Annotated in this window: 18 protein-coding genes; 12 read left to right on the top strand and 6 right to left on the bottom strand. The window is 64.1% G+C overall.

Annotated elements, in window-relative coordinates:
- Positions 1-13: 13 nt before the first annotated feature.
- Entirely contained in the window at positions 14-805 is a 792-nt protein-coding gene (locus BCCGELA001_RS24135) for a hypothetical protein (protein ID WP_144441440.1), read from the bottom strand.
- A gap of 163 nt (positions 806-968) precedes the next feature.
- Between BCCGELA001_RS24135 and BCCGELA001_RS24130 the strand changes: the two genes are divergently transcribed.
- Together BCCGELA001_RS24130 and BCCGELA001_RS24125 are read left to right on the top strand one after the other, a co-directional pair.
- A complete protein-coding gene (locus tag BCCGELA001_RS24130; RefSeq protein ID WP_008564648.1) occupies positions 969-1,358 on the top strand; it encodes a DUF4189 domain-containing protein in 390 nt (129 codons plus the stop codon).
- A gap of 65 nt (positions 1,359-1,423) precedes the next feature.
- Positions 1,424-1,834, top strand: a complete 411-nt coding sequence (locus BCCGELA001_RS24125) for a DUF2000 family protein (RefSeq protein WP_060736484.1) — start codon at positions 1,424-1,426, stop codon at positions 1,832-1,834.
- Positions 1,835-1,957: 123 nt separating this feature from the next.
- Here BCCGELA001_RS24125 and BCCGELA001_RS24120 read toward each other — a convergent pair whose 3' ends face one another.
- Genes BCCGELA001_RS24120 through BCCGELA001_RS24110 form a run of 3 tightly spaced genes read right to left on the bottom strand, consistent with a single transcriptional unit; the run spans position 1,958 to position 3,180 of the window.
- Positions 1,958-2,371 (bottom strand): GFA family protein, encoded by a 414-nt coding sequence (locus BCCGELA001_RS24120; protein ID WP_060736483.1) that lies wholly within the window; start codon positions 2,369-2,371, stop codon positions 1,958-1,960.
- Positions 2,372-2,383: 12 nt separating this feature from the next.
- Positions 2,384-2,848, bottom strand: coding sequence for an SRPBCC family protein (locus BCCGELA001_RS24115; protein WP_008569125.1), 465 nt, complete (start codon positions 2,846-2,848; stop codon positions 2,384-2,386).
- Positions 2,845-3,180, bottom strand: a complete 336-nt coding sequence (locus BCCGELA001_RS24110; RefSeq protein ID WP_060736482.1) for an ArsR/SmtB family transcription factor — start codon at positions 3,178-3,180, stop codon at positions 2,845-2,847. Before BCCGELA001_RS24110 ends, BCCGELA001_RS24115 begins: the two co-directional genes overlap by 4 nt.
- A gap of 109 nt (positions 3,181-3,289) precedes the next feature.
- Here BCCGELA001_RS24110 and BCCGELA001_RS24105 point away from each other — a divergent pair, with 109 nt between their 5' ends.
- The 6 genes from BCCGELA001_RS24105 to BCCGELA001_RS24080 all read left to right on the top strand — a co-directional run bounded on the left by BCCGELA001_RS24105 (position 3,290) and on the right by BCCGELA001_RS24080 (position 9,473).
- Positions 3,290-3,985, top strand: a complete 696-nt coding sequence (locus BCCGELA001_RS24105; RefSeq protein WP_008564636.1) for a TetR/AcrR family transcriptional regulator — start codon at positions 3,290-3,292, stop codon at positions 3,983-3,985.
- Positions 3,982-4,899, top strand: a complete 918-nt coding sequence (locus tag BCCGELA001_RS24100; protein ID WP_236840746.1) for an efflux RND transporter periplasmic adaptor subunit — start codon at positions 3,982-3,984, stop codon at positions 4,897-4,899. Before BCCGELA001_RS24105 ends, BCCGELA001_RS24100 begins: the two co-directional genes overlap by 4 nt.
- Positions 4,896-5,828 carry an ABC transporter ATP-binding protein gene (locus tag BCCGELA001_RS24095; RefSeq protein ID WP_060736480.1) on the top strand — a complete coding sequence of 311 codons (933 nt, stop codon included), beginning with the start codon at positions 4,896-4,898 and terminating at the stop codon, positions 5,826-5,828. Before BCCGELA001_RS24100 ends, BCCGELA001_RS24095 begins: the two co-directional genes overlap by 4 nt.
- Complete coding sequence (locus BCCGELA001_RS24090) at positions 5,825-6,988, top strand: ABC transporter permease (RefSeq protein WP_008564616.1); 1,164 nt, start codon at positions 5,825-5,827, stop codon at positions 6,986-6,988. Before BCCGELA001_RS24095 ends, BCCGELA001_RS24090 begins: the two co-directional genes overlap by 4 nt.
- A 109-nt stretch (positions 6,989-7,097) precedes the next feature.
- Positions 7,098-8,405: an adenylate/guanylate cyclase domain-containing protein gene (locus BCCGELA001_RS24085; RefSeq protein WP_060736479.1), complete on the top strand. Its 1,308-nt coding sequence runs from the start codon at positions 7,098-7,100 to the stop codon at positions 8,403-8,405.
- Between the two features lie 153 nt (positions 8,406-8,558).
- Positions 8,559-9,473: a PhzF family phenazine biosynthesis protein gene (locus tag BCCGELA001_RS24080; RefSeq protein ID WP_060737802.1), complete on the top strand. Its 915-nt coding sequence runs from the start codon at positions 8,559-8,561 to the stop codon at positions 9,471-9,473.
- A 110-nt stretch (positions 9,474-9,583) separates the two neighbouring features.
- Here BCCGELA001_RS24080 and BCCGELA001_RS24075 read toward each other — a convergent pair whose 3' ends face one another.
- Together BCCGELA001_RS24075 and BCCGELA001_RS24070 are read right to left on the bottom strand one after the other, a co-directional pair.
- Positions 9,584-10,042 carry a DUF488 domain-containing protein gene (locus tag BCCGELA001_RS24075; protein ID WP_060736478.1) on the bottom strand — a complete coding sequence of 153 codons (459 nt, stop codon included), beginning with the start codon at positions 10,040-10,042 and terminating at the stop codon, positions 9,584-9,586.
- 9 nt (positions 10,043-10,051) lie between these two features.
- On the bottom strand, positions 10,052-10,888 hold the full coding sequence (locus BCCGELA001_RS24070; protein ID WP_144441439.1) for a DUF72 domain-containing protein: 837 nt from the start codon (positions 10,886-10,888) through the stop codon (positions 10,052-10,054).
- A gap of 100 nt (positions 10,889-10,988) precedes the next feature.
- Between BCCGELA001_RS24070 and BCCGELA001_RS24065 the strand changes: the two genes are divergently transcribed.
- The 4 genes from BCCGELA001_RS24065 (at position 10,989) to BCCGELA001_RS24050 (ending at position 14,634) form a co-directional block, all read left to right on the top strand.
- Complete coding sequence (locus BCCGELA001_RS24065) at positions 10,989-11,369, top strand: hypothetical protein (protein WP_060736476.1); 381 nt, start codon at positions 10,989-10,991, stop codon at positions 11,367-11,369.
- Positions 11,370-11,517: 148 nt separating this feature from the next.
- Entirely contained in the window at positions 11,518-11,721 is a 204-nt protein-coding gene (locus BCCGELA001_RS24060) for a hypothetical protein (RefSeq protein ID WP_008568381.1), read from the top strand.
- A 258-nt stretch (positions 11,722-11,979) separates the two neighbouring features.
- Entirely contained in the window at positions 11,980-13,125 is a 1,146-nt protein-coding gene (locus tag BCCGELA001_RS24055) for a glycosyltransferase family 2 protein (RefSeq protein WP_060736475.1), read from the top strand.
- 6 nt (positions 13,126-13,131) lie between these two features.
- Complete coding sequence (locus BCCGELA001_RS24050; protein WP_060736474.1) at positions 13,132-14,634, top strand: glycosyltransferase family 39 protein; 1,503 nt, start codon at positions 13,132-13,134, stop codon at positions 14,632-14,634.
- Position 14,635 lies beyond the last annotated feature (1 nt).

Below are 14,635 nucleotides of genomic sequence, written 5' to 3'. Positions count from 1 at the left end.
CGCGACGATGTCGCTAAAGGCCGCCGATCAATTTGAACGCCAGCTTTGGCGTTGGTCCCGAAAGGTCGTGGACCAGTGTGGCCGACATGGCATCGCTTTCGCAGATGTAGGCGTGGCTAAGCGCATAGGTCCGGCCAGACAGCGTGAAGGCAAGCTTGATCCCGCCGCAGATGCGTTCGGTGTCGTTTCGCTGCGCGGGGCGGACTTCCCTAAAGAGGTCATGCAGGCTTGTTCCGACCATCAGCGGCACGTTCTCGCAGATGTCGCAGCCGTTCGGAAGTTGTTTCGTCAGTTCAGCGACATCGCTGGGGGCGCTGACGAACGTTTCGGACAGCAGGATCGTCGGTGAAAGCCTGAACAGGCGCGTCTGTAGCAGGCGGATGTCCGGGGCGAGCTTGAGCTCCCTGGTCTTCTTGATGTGCCCGCCAATTCTTTGAACGATAGCCGGATCCTGAATTTCATCGAGTCTGACTTCGTTGATCGCGTCCGTCGGAGCCAGGACGGCGAGCATGAATGCGTCCTTCGGCGGCTTGCTTGCGACCTGCAGCCGCGTGCTCGTTGCGACGCCGTTCTGGAATTCCTGGTTCTTGTTCGAGAACGTCCCCTTCGGCTCGGCCGCGCTTTTCCAGCCCTTGGCGATCAACGTCACCTGCGTTCCCTTTGGGATGGTCCCATACACGCAGACGGAAGATGGTCCCCGCGCCGGGCAGAGATAGGCATCTCGAAACAGTCCTTGCTGGTCAGCGGAGCAAGCGGTTGTCGCCGAGAGCATGGCGAGGATGACAAGCGGCAGATGTTTGATCACGATCAGGCCTCCCCCTGGTCGCGGCGGGCGTCGGGTCGAGCGCGCGCAACGACACGAGATAGATATCCCCTCGTTGCCTGCCGATTTCAACCACCCGTTCACCATCTGGAAACGACCGGGCCTTAGAGTCGACCGCACCTGCCTTGGGGGGAGGGGTTTTTCCATGGCTTCGAACGTCGTCGCGCGCCGTTGCGCGATGTTTTGCTTTGCGCTGTCCGTCTGTGTCACCGGCGCCCGCTACATCACCGAAGCCCACGCCGCGGGCGCCATCGCGGTCGGCAAGTGCGGCGCCTATGGCCAGGCCTATGATTATGGCGCCGAGCACGAAGCTCGCGCCGCGGCGCAGAAGCAATGCAAGGGCGATTGCACGACCGTGACGATGAAGCGCGCCTGCGCCGCGATGTCGGTCGATCTCACCAATCCGTGCGGCGCCTACGGCTACGCCGTCAAGCCGAAGATCTCGGCCTCGCTCAATGCCGCCACGCGCGAATGCTACAAATACGGCGGCAAGGAATGCGTGATCCGCGCCTGGGCCTGCGACGCGAAGGGCTGATTGCTCTTGCTGTCGTGATGGGGCAATGCGTAGCATCGCTGCGGGAATGACAGTGGAAGAAACAAATGCAGTTCGATACCAAGATCGCCGTCGTGATCCGGACCGATCTTCAAGCCTGGCAGAAGCTCAACGTCGCCTCCTTCCTCATCAGCGGCATCGCCGCGGCCTTTCCGGAATGCATCGGCGAAGCCTATGAGGACGCCTCTGGCACGACATATCATGCGTTGATCGGCCAGCCGATCCTGATCTACGGCGCCGATGGTCCTGCATTGTCGCGCGCGCTGGATCGCGCGCTCACCCGCAACGTCAAGCCGGCGGTCTACACCGAGGACATGTTCAAGACGACGCATGATGCCGCCAACCGCGAGGCGGTGCGGGCCGTCGCGCGCACCGACCTCAATCTCGTCGGCATCGCAATGCGCGCCGATCGGAAAGTGATCGACAAGATCGTCGATGGCTTGAAGTTCCATGGCTAGTGGTGGCGCTCGACAGCTTCCACATCGTCATTTCGAGCGAAGCAAAGCAATCCAGAATCCTTCCGCGGAGGTGTTCTGGATTGTTTCGTCCGCTTCGCTCCTCGTAGATGACGGAGTGGGTGGCTACCCGGGCGGCATGCCGTCGAACTTCAGCAGGCTGGGATCGAGGCGATCCCAGCCATGGCCGCGCGCAGCGAAGGTGACGGCTTGCGGCTGGTAGCGGGCGGGCTCGTCGAGGCTTGCGGCGCGGATGGTGAAGACGTCGGGCTGCGCCGCGAAGGTCATGTAGACGGCCACGCCGCATTGCGTGCAGAAGCCGCGCGTCTTCACGTTGCCGCTGTCCGCGACCATGTCCCAATGCTTGGCATCGCCGGTCAGCGTGACGCCGGCGCGCGCGAACGTCGCGTAGGAGCCGTGGCCGCTGCCGCTTTCCCGCTGGCAGTCCCGGCACTGGCAGTGATTGCTGAATAGGGGCTCGCCGGCGATCGAATAGCGGATCGCGCCGCAGGCGCAGCCGCCGGTATAGGGCTTGTCCATCACGACGCCTCCTTACGTGTCTTCGCCCGAGACGGCATCGAGCCGCCGCAGCACCTTGACCCAGCCGTCGCTCATGTTGCGATAGGCGGTGTCGTTCTTCGGCGTCACGAAGCCCGAATGCATCACACGCACGCGCGTCCCTGCCTCGACCGGCGTGAGCGTCCAGGTCACGATAGTGTCGAGCGCCGAGCCGTAGCCGGTATTGCTTTCGTCGCCGCCCTTCCAGGCATAGGCAAACTGCCGGTTCGGGACGACCTCAAGCACCCGGCATTGGATGGTGCCGTCCCAGGCGCCGGCCGGATTGGTCTTGAACGTGAAGGTGTTGCCTTCGACGGCTTCGAAACCGGTCGGCGGCATCAGCCACCGCGCGATCAGCTGGGCGCTGGTCAGCGCCTTCCAGATCGTCTCGGCCGCATGAGGGAAGACCTCGTCGATGACGATGTCTTTTGTCTCGGCTTTCAACTCGGCTGCACTCACGGATCGATCTCCTTCAAGAGGTCACGCAGGTTCTGGAAGCGCTCGCGCCAGAACACGCCGTAATGGTCCATCCAGGTGACCAGGGGCTCGAGCCCTTGCGGCGCGGCGCGATAGTAGACGTTGCGGCCCTCGGCACGCTCGGCAACGAGGCCGGCCTGCTTGAGGGATTTCAGGTGCTGTGAGATCGCGCCCTGGGTCACGCCGCTGCCGCGCGTGAGCTCGGCGACGCTGATCTCCTTGCTTTCGAACACGCGCTCGAACACGGCGCGGCGGGTCGGATCGGCAAGGGCGCGCATCACTGTGGTGATGGGATTGGGGGTGGCATCGATCATGAGTATTCAATTAGCTACTACTAATGAATTAGTCAATGCTAATTGATTTCGGCGCTCCTGCTGCGCTCTCAAGATTGACATTGACTGACTAGTCAGTCATAAATGGAGCATGACAAAGAAGCCGATCAAAGCCGCCACGTCATCTGCAGATCGCACCAAGGGGAGGGCCGACGCGCCTCAGGGCAACGACGCTGTGCCCGCCTCGAACCGCGCCACGCGTGCCCAGGAGCGACGCGCAGCGATCGTGGAGGCCGCGATGGAGGAGTTCATCGCACGCGGCTTTGCCGCAACACGGCTTGACGACATCGCCAAGCGCGCCGGCGTCGCCAAGGGCACGATTTACCTGCACTTCAAGGACAAGGAATCGATGTTCGAGGAGCTGGTGCGCATCGTCATCGTCCCGGTCGTGGCGCGGCTGAATGCGCTGCCGCCGCCGACCGGCACGGTGCGCGAGCTGATCGAGACCTTTGCCGGCAACTTCCTGAAAGAGGTCATCGGCACCAGGCGCGGCGATCTCGTGCGCTTGATCGTGGCGGAGGGGCCGCGCTTTCCGTCCGTCGCCGATTTCTACTATCGCGAGGTCGTTTCGCGCGGGATTGCCGGCATGCGCGCACTGATCGAACTCGGCATCGCCCGCGGCGAGATTCGCGAGAAGGACCTCGCGCGCTTTCCGCAGATCCTGGTCGCGCCGGCGATGATCGCGGTGATCTGGCAGAGCCTGTTTGCGCGACACGCGCCGCTCGACGCGCAGGAGATGCTGCGCGTCCATCTCGATTTGATTTTTGGCGAACGGAGGACGACATGACGTCGTCACAAATCGTTTCTCCCCTCATCCTGAGGAGCGCGGAACGCGCGTCTCGAAGGATGCAGGCCCGGCTGTGGCTCCTCGCCCTTCGAGACGCCGCTTCGCGGCTCCTCAGGGTGAGGGATCGACAGCAGCATGTGCCGCGCCTCTGTGCGATCGCAGCACTCGCGCTCGCAACCTCGCTGGCCGGCTGCAAGGAAAAGCGCGATCCCGGCTTCCAGGGCTGGGTCGAGGCCGATATGATCTTCGTCAGTCCCGACGAAGCAGGCCGGGTGACCAAGCTCAACGTCCGCGAGGGCGACGAGGTCAAGGTCGGCGATCACCTCTACTCCGTCGATGACGATCTCCAGCTCGCCGATCTCAACCAGAACAAGGCGACGCTGGCAAATGCCCAGCAGACCTATGATCGCGCGGCCTCGCTGAACAAGACCGGCTCGGGCACACAGGCTAATCTCGATTCCGCCGTGTCCGGCTTGCGCGTCGCCGAGGCGCGGGTTGCGACGTCGGAGACGCGGATGGCGCGCCGCCGGGGCTTCGCGCCGGTCGCCGGCACCATCCAGCAGATCTATTTCCGCGAGGGCGAGATGGTCGCGGCGCAGCGGCCGGTGCTCTCGATCATGCCGCCTGGCAACATGAAACTGCGCTTCTTCGTGCCCGAGACCGAGCTGCCCAAGCTCGCGATCGGCGACACCGTGCGCGTATCCTGCGACAATTGCGCGGCGGATCTCACCGCCAAGATCTATTTCATCGCGACGTCGGCCGAGTACACCCCGCCCGTGATCTACAGCCTCGAAGAGCGCAACAAGCTCGTCTATCTGATCCAGGCGCGGCCGTCGCGCCCTGACGCCTTGCGCGTCGGACAGCCGATCGACATCCATCTCAATCCGAAGACACCGGTGGCGGACAGGCGATGAGCGGCGGCAACGGCATTGCGATCGACGTCAAGGGCCTGACCAAGTCGTTCGGGGGCCGCGAGGTCGTGCACGATCTGTCGATGCAGGTGAAGCGCGGCTCCATTTATGGCTTCCTTGGCCCCAACGGCTCGGGCAAGACCACGACCATCCGCATCCTTTGCGGCCTGCTGACGCCCGACAGCGGCGAGGGCACCTGTCTCGGCTACGACATCCGCCGCGATGCCGAGAAGATCAAGCGCCAGGTCGGCTACATGACCCAGCGCTTCAGCCTGTATCAGGATCTCTCGGTCCGCGAGAACCTCGAATTCGTCGCGCGGCTTTATGGCCTCAGCGATGCGCGCGGCGCCGCGCGCGACATGATCAAGCGGCTCGGGCTCTCCGGCCGTGAGGAGCAGCTCGCCGGCGAGCTCTCCGGCGGCTGGAAGCAACGGCTGGCGTTGGGTGCCTGCACGCTGCCCAGTCCGCAGCTTCTGCTGCTCGACGAGCCGACGGCCGGCGTCGATCCCAAGGCGCGGCGCGACTTCTGGAACGAGATCCACGCGCTCGCGGCGGAGGGCCTCACCGTGCTGGTCTCGACCCACTACATGGACGAGGCCGAGCGCTGTCACGAGATCGCCTACATCGCCTATGGCCATCTCCTGACACACGGCACGGTGGAGCAGGTGATCGCGAATTCCGCGCTGACGACCTACACCGTCACGGGTGAGAGCCTGAATGAGCTCGCGGCTGCACTCACGGGCAAGCCCGGCATCGACATGGTGGCGCCGTTCGGGACCTCGCTGCACGTGTCGGGGCGCGACGTCGAAGCGCTTGAAGCGGGCATCGGGCCATGGCGCGAGAAGGGCGGTCTGCACTGGCAGAAGTCGTCGCCGTCGCTGGAAGACGTGTTCATCGAGTTGATGAGCCGCTCCAAGGACAATTTCCAATGAGCGCCGTCGACCATCCCGCACCCCGCCACGAGGCCCGCGAGCGCTTCGGCTTCCTGCGGCGCTGCTATGCGATGCTGGTCAAGGAGTTCATCCAGCTGAAGCGCGATCGCGTCTCGTTCGCGATGATCGTGATGTTGCCAGTGATGCAGCTCATGCTGTTCGGCTATGCCATCAACACCACGCCGCGCCATCTGCCGAGCGCGGTGTTGCTCCAGGAGGACTCCGATCTCGCCCGCTCGATCCTGAAGGCGCTGGAGAACACCGCCTATTTCCGCTTCCTCTATGAAGTGCACGACGTCGACGATTTCGACAATCTCCTGAAATCCGGCAAGGTGCTGTTTGGCGTCGAGATCCCGCGCGGCTTCGAGCGCGCGGTGCGGCGCGGTGACAAGCCGGCGCTGCTGGTCGCCGCCGATGCCACCGATCCGGTTGCGGCGAGCTCGGCGATCGGCTCGCTCGGCATGGTGGTGCAGACCGCGCTCAAGCACGATCTCTACATCGGCGATCCCCCGGAGATGCCATTCGAGATCCGCGCGCATGCCCGCTACAATCCGGCCGCGGATTCCAGTCTCAACATCGTGCCGGGCCTCGTCGGCACCATCCTCACCATGACCATGCTGATCTTCACCGCGCTGTCGGTCACGCGCGAGGTCGAGCGCGGCACCATGGAGAGCCTGCTGTCGATGCCGATCAAGCCGGTCGAGGTGATGTTCGGCAAGATCGTGCCCTACGTTCTGGTCGGCTTCCTCCAGGCCTTCCTCATCATCGGCATCGGCGTCGGCCTGTTCGGCGTGCCCCTGCTCGGCAACCTGTTCCTGCTGGCGCTGCTTTCGACGCTGTTCATCACCACCAATCTGTCGATCGGCTACACCATCTCGACCCTGGTGCAAAACCAGCTTCAGGCGATGCAGATGTCGATGATGTTCTTCCTGCCGAGCATCCTACTCTCCGGCTTCATGTTTCCGTTCGCGGGCATGCCGGCCTGGGCGCAATATCTCGGCGAAGCCCTGCCGCTGACCCATTATCTCCGCATCGTCCGCGCCATCATGCTGAAGGGCGCGACCATGCAGAACCTTCATTTCGACACACTGGCGCTGGCGGCCCTGATGCTGCTCGCCATGACCATCGCCGTCACGCGCTTCCGCCGCACGCTGGATTGAGGCAAACTGTCCTCGCTGTCATTCCGGGACGATGCGCCAGCATCGAACCCGGGATCTCGAGATTCCGGGTTCGCGACTTTGTCGCGCCCTAGAATGATAAGGGGGCGGAATGGTCAGGTTTGCGAGCAGGAAGACGCGGCATCACGCCGTGCTATCGGGCGATTTCGAGCGCGAGCTGACGCGGGAGGTGCTGCGCACCGAGCTGTTACGGGTGCGCGCGCTGATCATGACGGGCTGCTGCATGATGTTGTTACTCACTGCCATTTACCTGATCGATCCCGCCGTGGTGAACCGGGTTTGGCGCGGAACGGATGGGATCATCGAGGTCTACGGACTTCTGGCCTGCTTCATCCTGTTCGAAGTCTGGGTCCACACCCAGATCAGGAAGAACCTCCGCCTTGATCGTGACCTGCCGGTGATCCGGCGCTATATCGGCACGCTGATCGAGACGTCGCTGCCGACGTTCATTCTCATTCTGCAAATCCGGACCATGGGCGCGCCTCAGGCGCTCGGCTTCGCTGTGCCGCTGATGTACTTCATCTTCGTGATCCTCTCGACCCTTCGGCTCGACTTTTGGCTCTCTGCATTCACCGGTTTCGTTGCCGCGGCCGGGCTATTGGCCGTCGCACTTTATTACAACTCGGCCGGAGAGACCGACGAACCCCTGGTCTATCTCCACGCCGTGCGCAGCATCGTCATCCTGATCTGCGGGGTGCTCGCGGGCGCCGTCGGCGCGCAGCTGCGGCGGCAGTTTGCCGCCAGCATTGCGGCGGCCACCGCGCGCGACCGGGTGACCAATCTGTTTGGTCAGCACGTTTCGCCGCAAGTGGTGGAGCGGCTGATGGCGGAGGGATCCAGCACCGGGGGCGACGTCCGCCGCGTCGCCGTGATGTTCGTTGATTTCCGCGGATTCACCGCCGGTGCGCAATCGCGCACGCCGCAAGAGGTGGTCGATCGGCTCGACGGCGCCTTCGCCGTGCTGGTCGACATTCTCGACCGCCACGGCGGCATCGTGAACAAGTTTCTCGGCGACGGCTTCCTAGCGTTGTTCGGCGCGCCGCTGGAAGCTGCCGACGCCGCGCACCGCGCGGTCGCCGCAGGCCGCGAGATGCTGACCGCGATGGATCGCATCAACGCGCAGACGAGCTGGCCGCTGCGCATCGGCATCGGCATCCATTTCGGCGAGGTTGTTGCCGGTAACATCGGCTCGCCCCGGCGCAAGGAATACACGGTCATCGGCGACACCGTGAACTTCGCCTCGCGGCTGGAGGCGCTGAACAAGGAGTTCGGCTCGCAGCTCCTGATCTCCGCGACCGTGCGCGAAGTGCTGGGCGACGACGGCAGCGACGCCATCGCGCTCGGCGAAGTCGCGGTACGCGGCTATGAGCGGCCGGTCGCGGTGTTTCAGTTGGGCTAGCGCGCCACGCATATCACACTGACGTCTGCTCTCCACTCCTCAAATCGATTGCTCCGATTGCTCCGAATTTTGGGGCATGACGAGCGATGTTGCCGGCTTGTAGACTGCCGGCGATGCGGCCGGTCGCGGCCGCGCTTGCATGAGGAAGAGACGATGCAGCGCCGCTACATCACCGTCGACGTGTTCACCGACCGTGCCTTCGGGGGCAACCCGCTTGCCGTGGTGCTCGATGCCGGCGGGCTCACGACCGCGCAGATGCAGTCGATCGCGACCGAATTCAACTATTCCGAGACGACCTTCGTGCTGTCGCCGCGCAATCCCAGCCACGATGCGGAGGTCCGCATCTTCACCCCGGTCAGGGAACTTCCCTTCGCAGGCCATCCCAATGTCGGAACCGCCTTCGTGCTGGCTCGTCGCAGCAATGAGCCCTGGCCGCGGTTGTTGTTCGAGGAGAAGGCGGGGATCGTGCCGGTCGAGATCTGGCGCGAGCAGGGCAAGGTCGTCGGCGCCGAGCTGACCGCGCCGCAGAAGCTGGCGCGGCTTGCAAAACTGTCCGCGGCCGAGGTCGCCGCATGCCTGTCATTGACGGCGGACGACGTCAGCACCGATCGCCATGCGCCACAAGTCGTCGGCGTCGGAACGCCGTTCGTGGTCGCAGAATTACATTCGCGCGATGCGCTGCGGCGGGCGAAGCCCGATGCTGCGGCGTTCGGCCGGATACTGCCGCGCGACGGTGCGTTCTCGGTCTATTTCTATACACGCGACATTCCGGCGGCCGAGGCTGGCTGCGATCTCCTGGCGCGGATGTTCATGCGCGGCACCGGCGGTTTCACGGAAGATCCCGCCACCGGCAGCGCGACGGTTGCGGCCGCCGCTCTGCTTGCCGAGCTCGATCCGCGTCGCGACGGCGAAGTGAAGCTCACCGTCGGTCAAGGATTTGACATGGGCCGGCCGAGCATCCTGCGGACGACGGTGGAGAAGGAAGGTGGTGCTCTGCTGGACGCCTATGTCGGCGGCCATTGCGTGCAGATGATGGAGGGGACGTTCGAACTGGTGGGGGAGGGGTGAGCTCTATCTCCCTTCGTCATGCCCGGGCTTGTCCCGGGCATCCACGTCTTGGCCGCGGGCGAAGAAGTTCGTGGATGGCCGGGACAAGCCCGGCCATGACGGAGAGACAATCAGATCTGCCGCCCCGCCAAATTCTTCACAGCAACGCCATCGCGCTCCTCGATGATCTCCGCGATCATCTGGCGGTGGCAGTGGGTGTGGTCGCGCTCGTAGCAGAGCAGGCACACCGGCCCGGCCTTCTTCACCAGCGCCGAGAGCTCGTCAATCGCTTCCCGCGCCTCGGGCGTCTTCAGATGCTTGGAGAAAATCTTCTCCAGCGCATCAAATTGGCCGCTGCGTGCCGCAAGCCGGCCTTCCTTGGGCGTGCCGAGCGCGGCCAGATGGACATAGGCGATGCCGCGCTCATCGAGGCCTGCCGACAGCTGCTTCTTGGAAAAGCCGGGCCGGCGCGAGGACGTCACCGCGCGCACATCGACCAAGAGCTTGACGCCGGCCTGTTCGAGCTCGTCCAGCACCGCCTTGGGCGGTGTCTGCTCATAACCGATGGTGAAGAGTTTTTTTTTCGCCATGGGACACCCTCAGCTCACGCGCGCGATCAACTCCATGGCGCCGTGCGGCGCGCGCACTTTGCCTTCATGGATGACATAAGCAAACACGTCGCGCGGCTCCTTCTTCGGCTTGGTCTTGTCAACCTTCGGCAGGTCGTCGGGTTCACTGCCTGAAGCCCAGGCCTGGAACCGCTCAGCCCAAGCGTCCAGCTGCTTCGGCGGGTAGCAGGTCTTGATCTCGTCATTGCCCTTCTGCAGCCTCGCATAGACGAAGTCGCCGGCGACGTCGGCGATCGCCGGGTATTTGCCGTGCTCGGCGAACACGACCGGCGTCTCGAATTCGCGGATCAGGGCCACGAAGTCGGGCGTGCAGAAAGTGTCATGCCGGACCTCCACGACGTGCCGCAGCGTGCGCCCATCGAGCTTGCGCGGCAGCAGCTCCAGGAACTTGCCGAAATCGGCACCATCGAACTTCTTCGTCGGCGCGAATTGCCAGAGCACGGGCCCGAGATGGTCACCGAGCTCCAGCACGCCGGAATCGTAGAACCGCTTGATGGAATCGCCGGCCTCGGCGAGCACCCGGCGGTTGGTGGCAAAGCGCGGTCCCTTCACCGAGAACACGAAACCCTCGGGCACTTCGCTCGCCCATTTGCGGAAGCTCTCCGGCTTCTGCGAGCCGTAATAGGTGCCATTGATCTCGATCGAGGTCAGCTTCGAGGCGGCGTAGGACAGCTCCTTCGCCTGCGTCAGCTTCTCCGGATAGAACACGCCACGCCAGGGCTCGAAGGTCCAGCCGCCGATACCGATGAAGATGTTGCCGGATTTTTTGGACGCAGTTTTTGCTTTGGCCACGGAAGGATCTCGCATCGACGGGGAGGGACCTCATCCTAATCAAACCAGTTGTGATTGGCCAGTTGGCTGGTCCCGTCTAAGCTCGCGCCCAGGACCCGCGACAAAGGAGAACAAGATGCGGATGCTGTTGGTGGGAGCGGCGCTCGTTGTGATGACATCTGCTGCCATGATGCCTTCCGCTTTGGCGGATGATGACGACACGAAGAGCGCGCAGAAGCTCGCCCAGCAGGGCCGCGACGACTACTGGCATTGCCTGGCGCGGGAATATTCGCGTGACTCCAACAAGGGCCTGTCGGAACAGGATTTCGGTCGCTCGGTTGCGGGCGCCTGTCCGTCGGAGCGGCAATATTACCGGGTGGCGCTGCTCGACTATCTCACCTCGCAATATCCAACCATCGATTCCAGCGCCCATCTCGCCACCGCGAACAGGGCGGTGGAGGCGGCGCAGAAGGACATCGTGACCGCCTACGTCAAGCATCGGACGCCGGCGAAATAGGGAATGGTAGTGGCGAGTAGCGAATAGGGCCAGAAAACCTGCCTTCTATTCGCTACTCCACCATTCACCATTCGCTCCCTTCGGCAGCCCTTCCGGTTGCGCGCTCATCCATGGTATCACTGGGTGCATAGGGAATAGGGATGGGTCGATGTCGTCTGAGTCGGTGGGGGGCATTCTGGGCGCGATCGCCGCGGCGATCGTGTTGGCGGTCGCCGTCGTGTTCGGTCCGATCGGACAGTACGGAAAGCCGCCCAAGCCGGCGAAGGTCGAGCCAGCCCCTACGGCGGCGCCCGCCGCCCCGGTCGCGCCAGCGCCGCGAGGGCCGGTGATCCGGGAAGTCCCCAACCAATAAGGCTGGAAAAATCGGGTTCTGGGCCCCCTTGCGGAGCGGATTGGTCGTTCCTATCTAGCTTCTAACGGCGACGTTGAGCGAAAACTCCGGCGCTGGGACGACCTTGGAATAGCTTGGGCTTGCGCCGGATGTACGCGCGGCCCGCCGTTCCGGGGTCGTTGGCATTTTGGGGCCTGCTTTGGCCATTCCCCACAGAAACCCCGGCTTGGCAGCGCAAGAACTTGGCAGCGCAAGACGCGGCGGATATACGCTGCCGTCATGAATGAAGCGATCAGACCGGGCACCGACAACCCGCAGCAGGCCCAAAATCAGGCTCAAGAGGGGCCGGAACTGTCGGTCATCGTCCCGACCTTCAACGAGCGCGACAACGTCATGGTGCTGTACCGGCGGCTGGAGGCGACGCTCGCCAACATCGCTTGGGAAGTTGTGTTCGTTGACGACAATTCACCCGACGGAACCTGGGACGTCGTTCGCGCGCTGTCGCAGCGCGACAGCCGCGTGCGCTGCGTCCGCCGCATCGGCCGGCGCGGCCTTTCGGGGGCCTGCATCGAGGGCATCCTGGCCTCGAGCGCCCCCTATGTTGCCGTGATCGACGCCGACCTCCAGCACGACGAGACGCAACTGCCGAAGATGCTGTTGCTGCTCGCGAGCGATCAGGCCGATCTCGTGGTCGGCAGCCGCTACATCGAGGGCTACAAGAGCGAGGGCTTCAACAAGCAGCGCGCCGGCGCCAGCGCGCTCGCAACCGAGTTCGCAAGGAAGATGCTGCGGGTCGAGATCGCCGATCCCATGAGCGGCTTCTTCATGATTCGCCGCGACCGTTTCGAAGAGCTCGCACCGAAACTGTCCATACACGGCTTCAAGATCCTGCTCGACCTCGTCGCGACCGCGCACGGCAGCTTGCGCGCCGTCGAGATTCCCTACACGTTCGGCGCTCGCCAGCATGGCGAGAGCAAGCTCGACTCTATGGTCGCGCTCGATTTCCTCGGCCTCGTGCTGGCAAAATTCACCAACGACATCGTCTCGCTGCGCTTCATCCTGTTCGCGATGGTCGGCGGCATCGGCCTCGTGGTGCATCTGACGACGCTGTTCATCGGACTTCAGCTGTTCAAGGCGCCGTTCGCTGAGGCGCAGGCCGCCGGCGCCATCGTCGCCATGACCAGCAATTTCATCCTCAACAACTTCCTCACCTATCGCGACCAGCGGCTCAAGGGCTTCGCGCTGCTGCGCGGCCTGATCGCCTTCTACATCGTGTGCAGCGTCGGACTGCTCGCCAATGTCGGCGTCGCTTTCTCGGTCTACGACCAGGAGCCGATCTGGTGGCTGGCCGGCATGGCCGGCGCGCTGATGGGCGTGGTGTGGAACTACGCGATGTCCGGACTGTTCGTCTGGCGCAAGAAATAGCGCGATATGGGCGGAGCTGACGCGCGGATCGTCCGCAACACCGTGCTGGTGATCCTCGCACTGGTGCTGCTGCGGCTGGTCGCGGCCGCGTTCACGCCGATCACCTTCGACGAAGCCTATTACTGGATGTGGTCGAACAACCTGGCGGGTGGTTACTACGACCACCCGCCGATGGTGGCCTATGTGATCCGCGCCGGCACCATGATTGCCGGCGACACAGAGCTCGGCGTTCGCCTCGTCTCGATCCTGCTGGCGCTGCCGATGAGCTATGCGGTCTATCGCGCCGCCGCGATCCTGTTCGGCGGCACGCGCGTGGCCGCCACCAGCGCCATCCTGCTCAATGTGACGATGATGGCCTCCGTCGGCACCCTAATCGTGACGCCCGATGCGCCGCTTCTGGTCGCATCCAGCTTCGTGCTGTTCTTCCTTGCGAAGGTGCTGGAGACCGGACGCGGGCTCTGGTGGCTTGCAGTCGGCGCAGCCGTCGGTGCGGCGCTGCTGTCGAAATACACCGCGATGTTCTTCGGGCTGGCGATCCTGATCTGGCTGGCGGCCGTGCCGAAACTGCGGCACTGGTTCCTCTCGCCCTGGCCCTATCTTGGCGGCCTCGTCGCGCTGGCGCTGTTCTCGCCGGTGATCCTCTGGAATGCGGATCATCAATGGGTCTCGTTCGCAAAGCAGCTCGGTCGTGCCAAGGTCGAGGACTTCCGTCCCGTCTTCATCGCCGAGCTGATTCCGACCCAGATCGCGTTCGCGACCCCGCTGGTGTTCATCCTGGGCGCGATGGGGCTGCATGCGCTGACCTGGCATCGGGCCGGCGCGCTGGCCTCACGGGTGCTGATCGAGGCGATGTTCTGGACCATCGTCGCCTATTTCGTCTGGCATTCGCTGCATGCCCGCGTCGAAGCCAACTGGTTTGCGCCGGTCTATCCGCCTTTCGTCATTGCCGCGGCCGCCGCCGCCAATCTCGTGCAATGGAAGCCGCGCCAGCGGCGCTTGGCCGATTTCTGCCTGCGCTGGGCAGCGCCGGTGGGCATCGTGATGTTTGCAGCCCTGATCCTGCAGGCCAATACCGGCTGGCTCTCCGGCTATCGCCGCGATGCGACCGTGCGCAGCGTCGGCGTCGGCTGGCGCGAGCTCGCCGCCGAGATCGAAGCAGTGCGCGCGCGCAGCGGCGCAACCTGTGTGCTCGCGCAGGATTACGGCACCACAGGCTGGCTGGCTTTTTATCTGCCGCGCGGCACCTGCGTCGTGCAGCAGACCCAGCGCATCCGCTGGGTCAACATGCCCGAGCCCGATCCCAAGCTGCTCGCCGGCAAGCTGCTCTATGTCGACGAGCTGCGCGCAGGGGGGCACACCGCCCTCAACGGTCTCTTCGCGCAGGTGACGCAGGTCGCGCAATTGCAGCGCAAGCGCGGCCCGCTCGTGGTCGAGACCTACGGCATCGATCTGCTTGAAGGCGCCAAGGGCGACGTGCTCGACCGCTCGCCGCCGCCGGAGGCGAGGTAAG

Origin of the sequence: Bradyrhizobium sp. CCGE-LA001 (assembly GCF_000296215.2) — a bacterium.
Taxonomy (GTDB): Bacteria; Pseudomonadota; Alphaproteobacteria; order Rhizobiales; family Xanthobacteraceae; genus Bradyrhizobium.
This window is presented reverse-complemented; position numbering and strand designations above follow the sequence as displayed.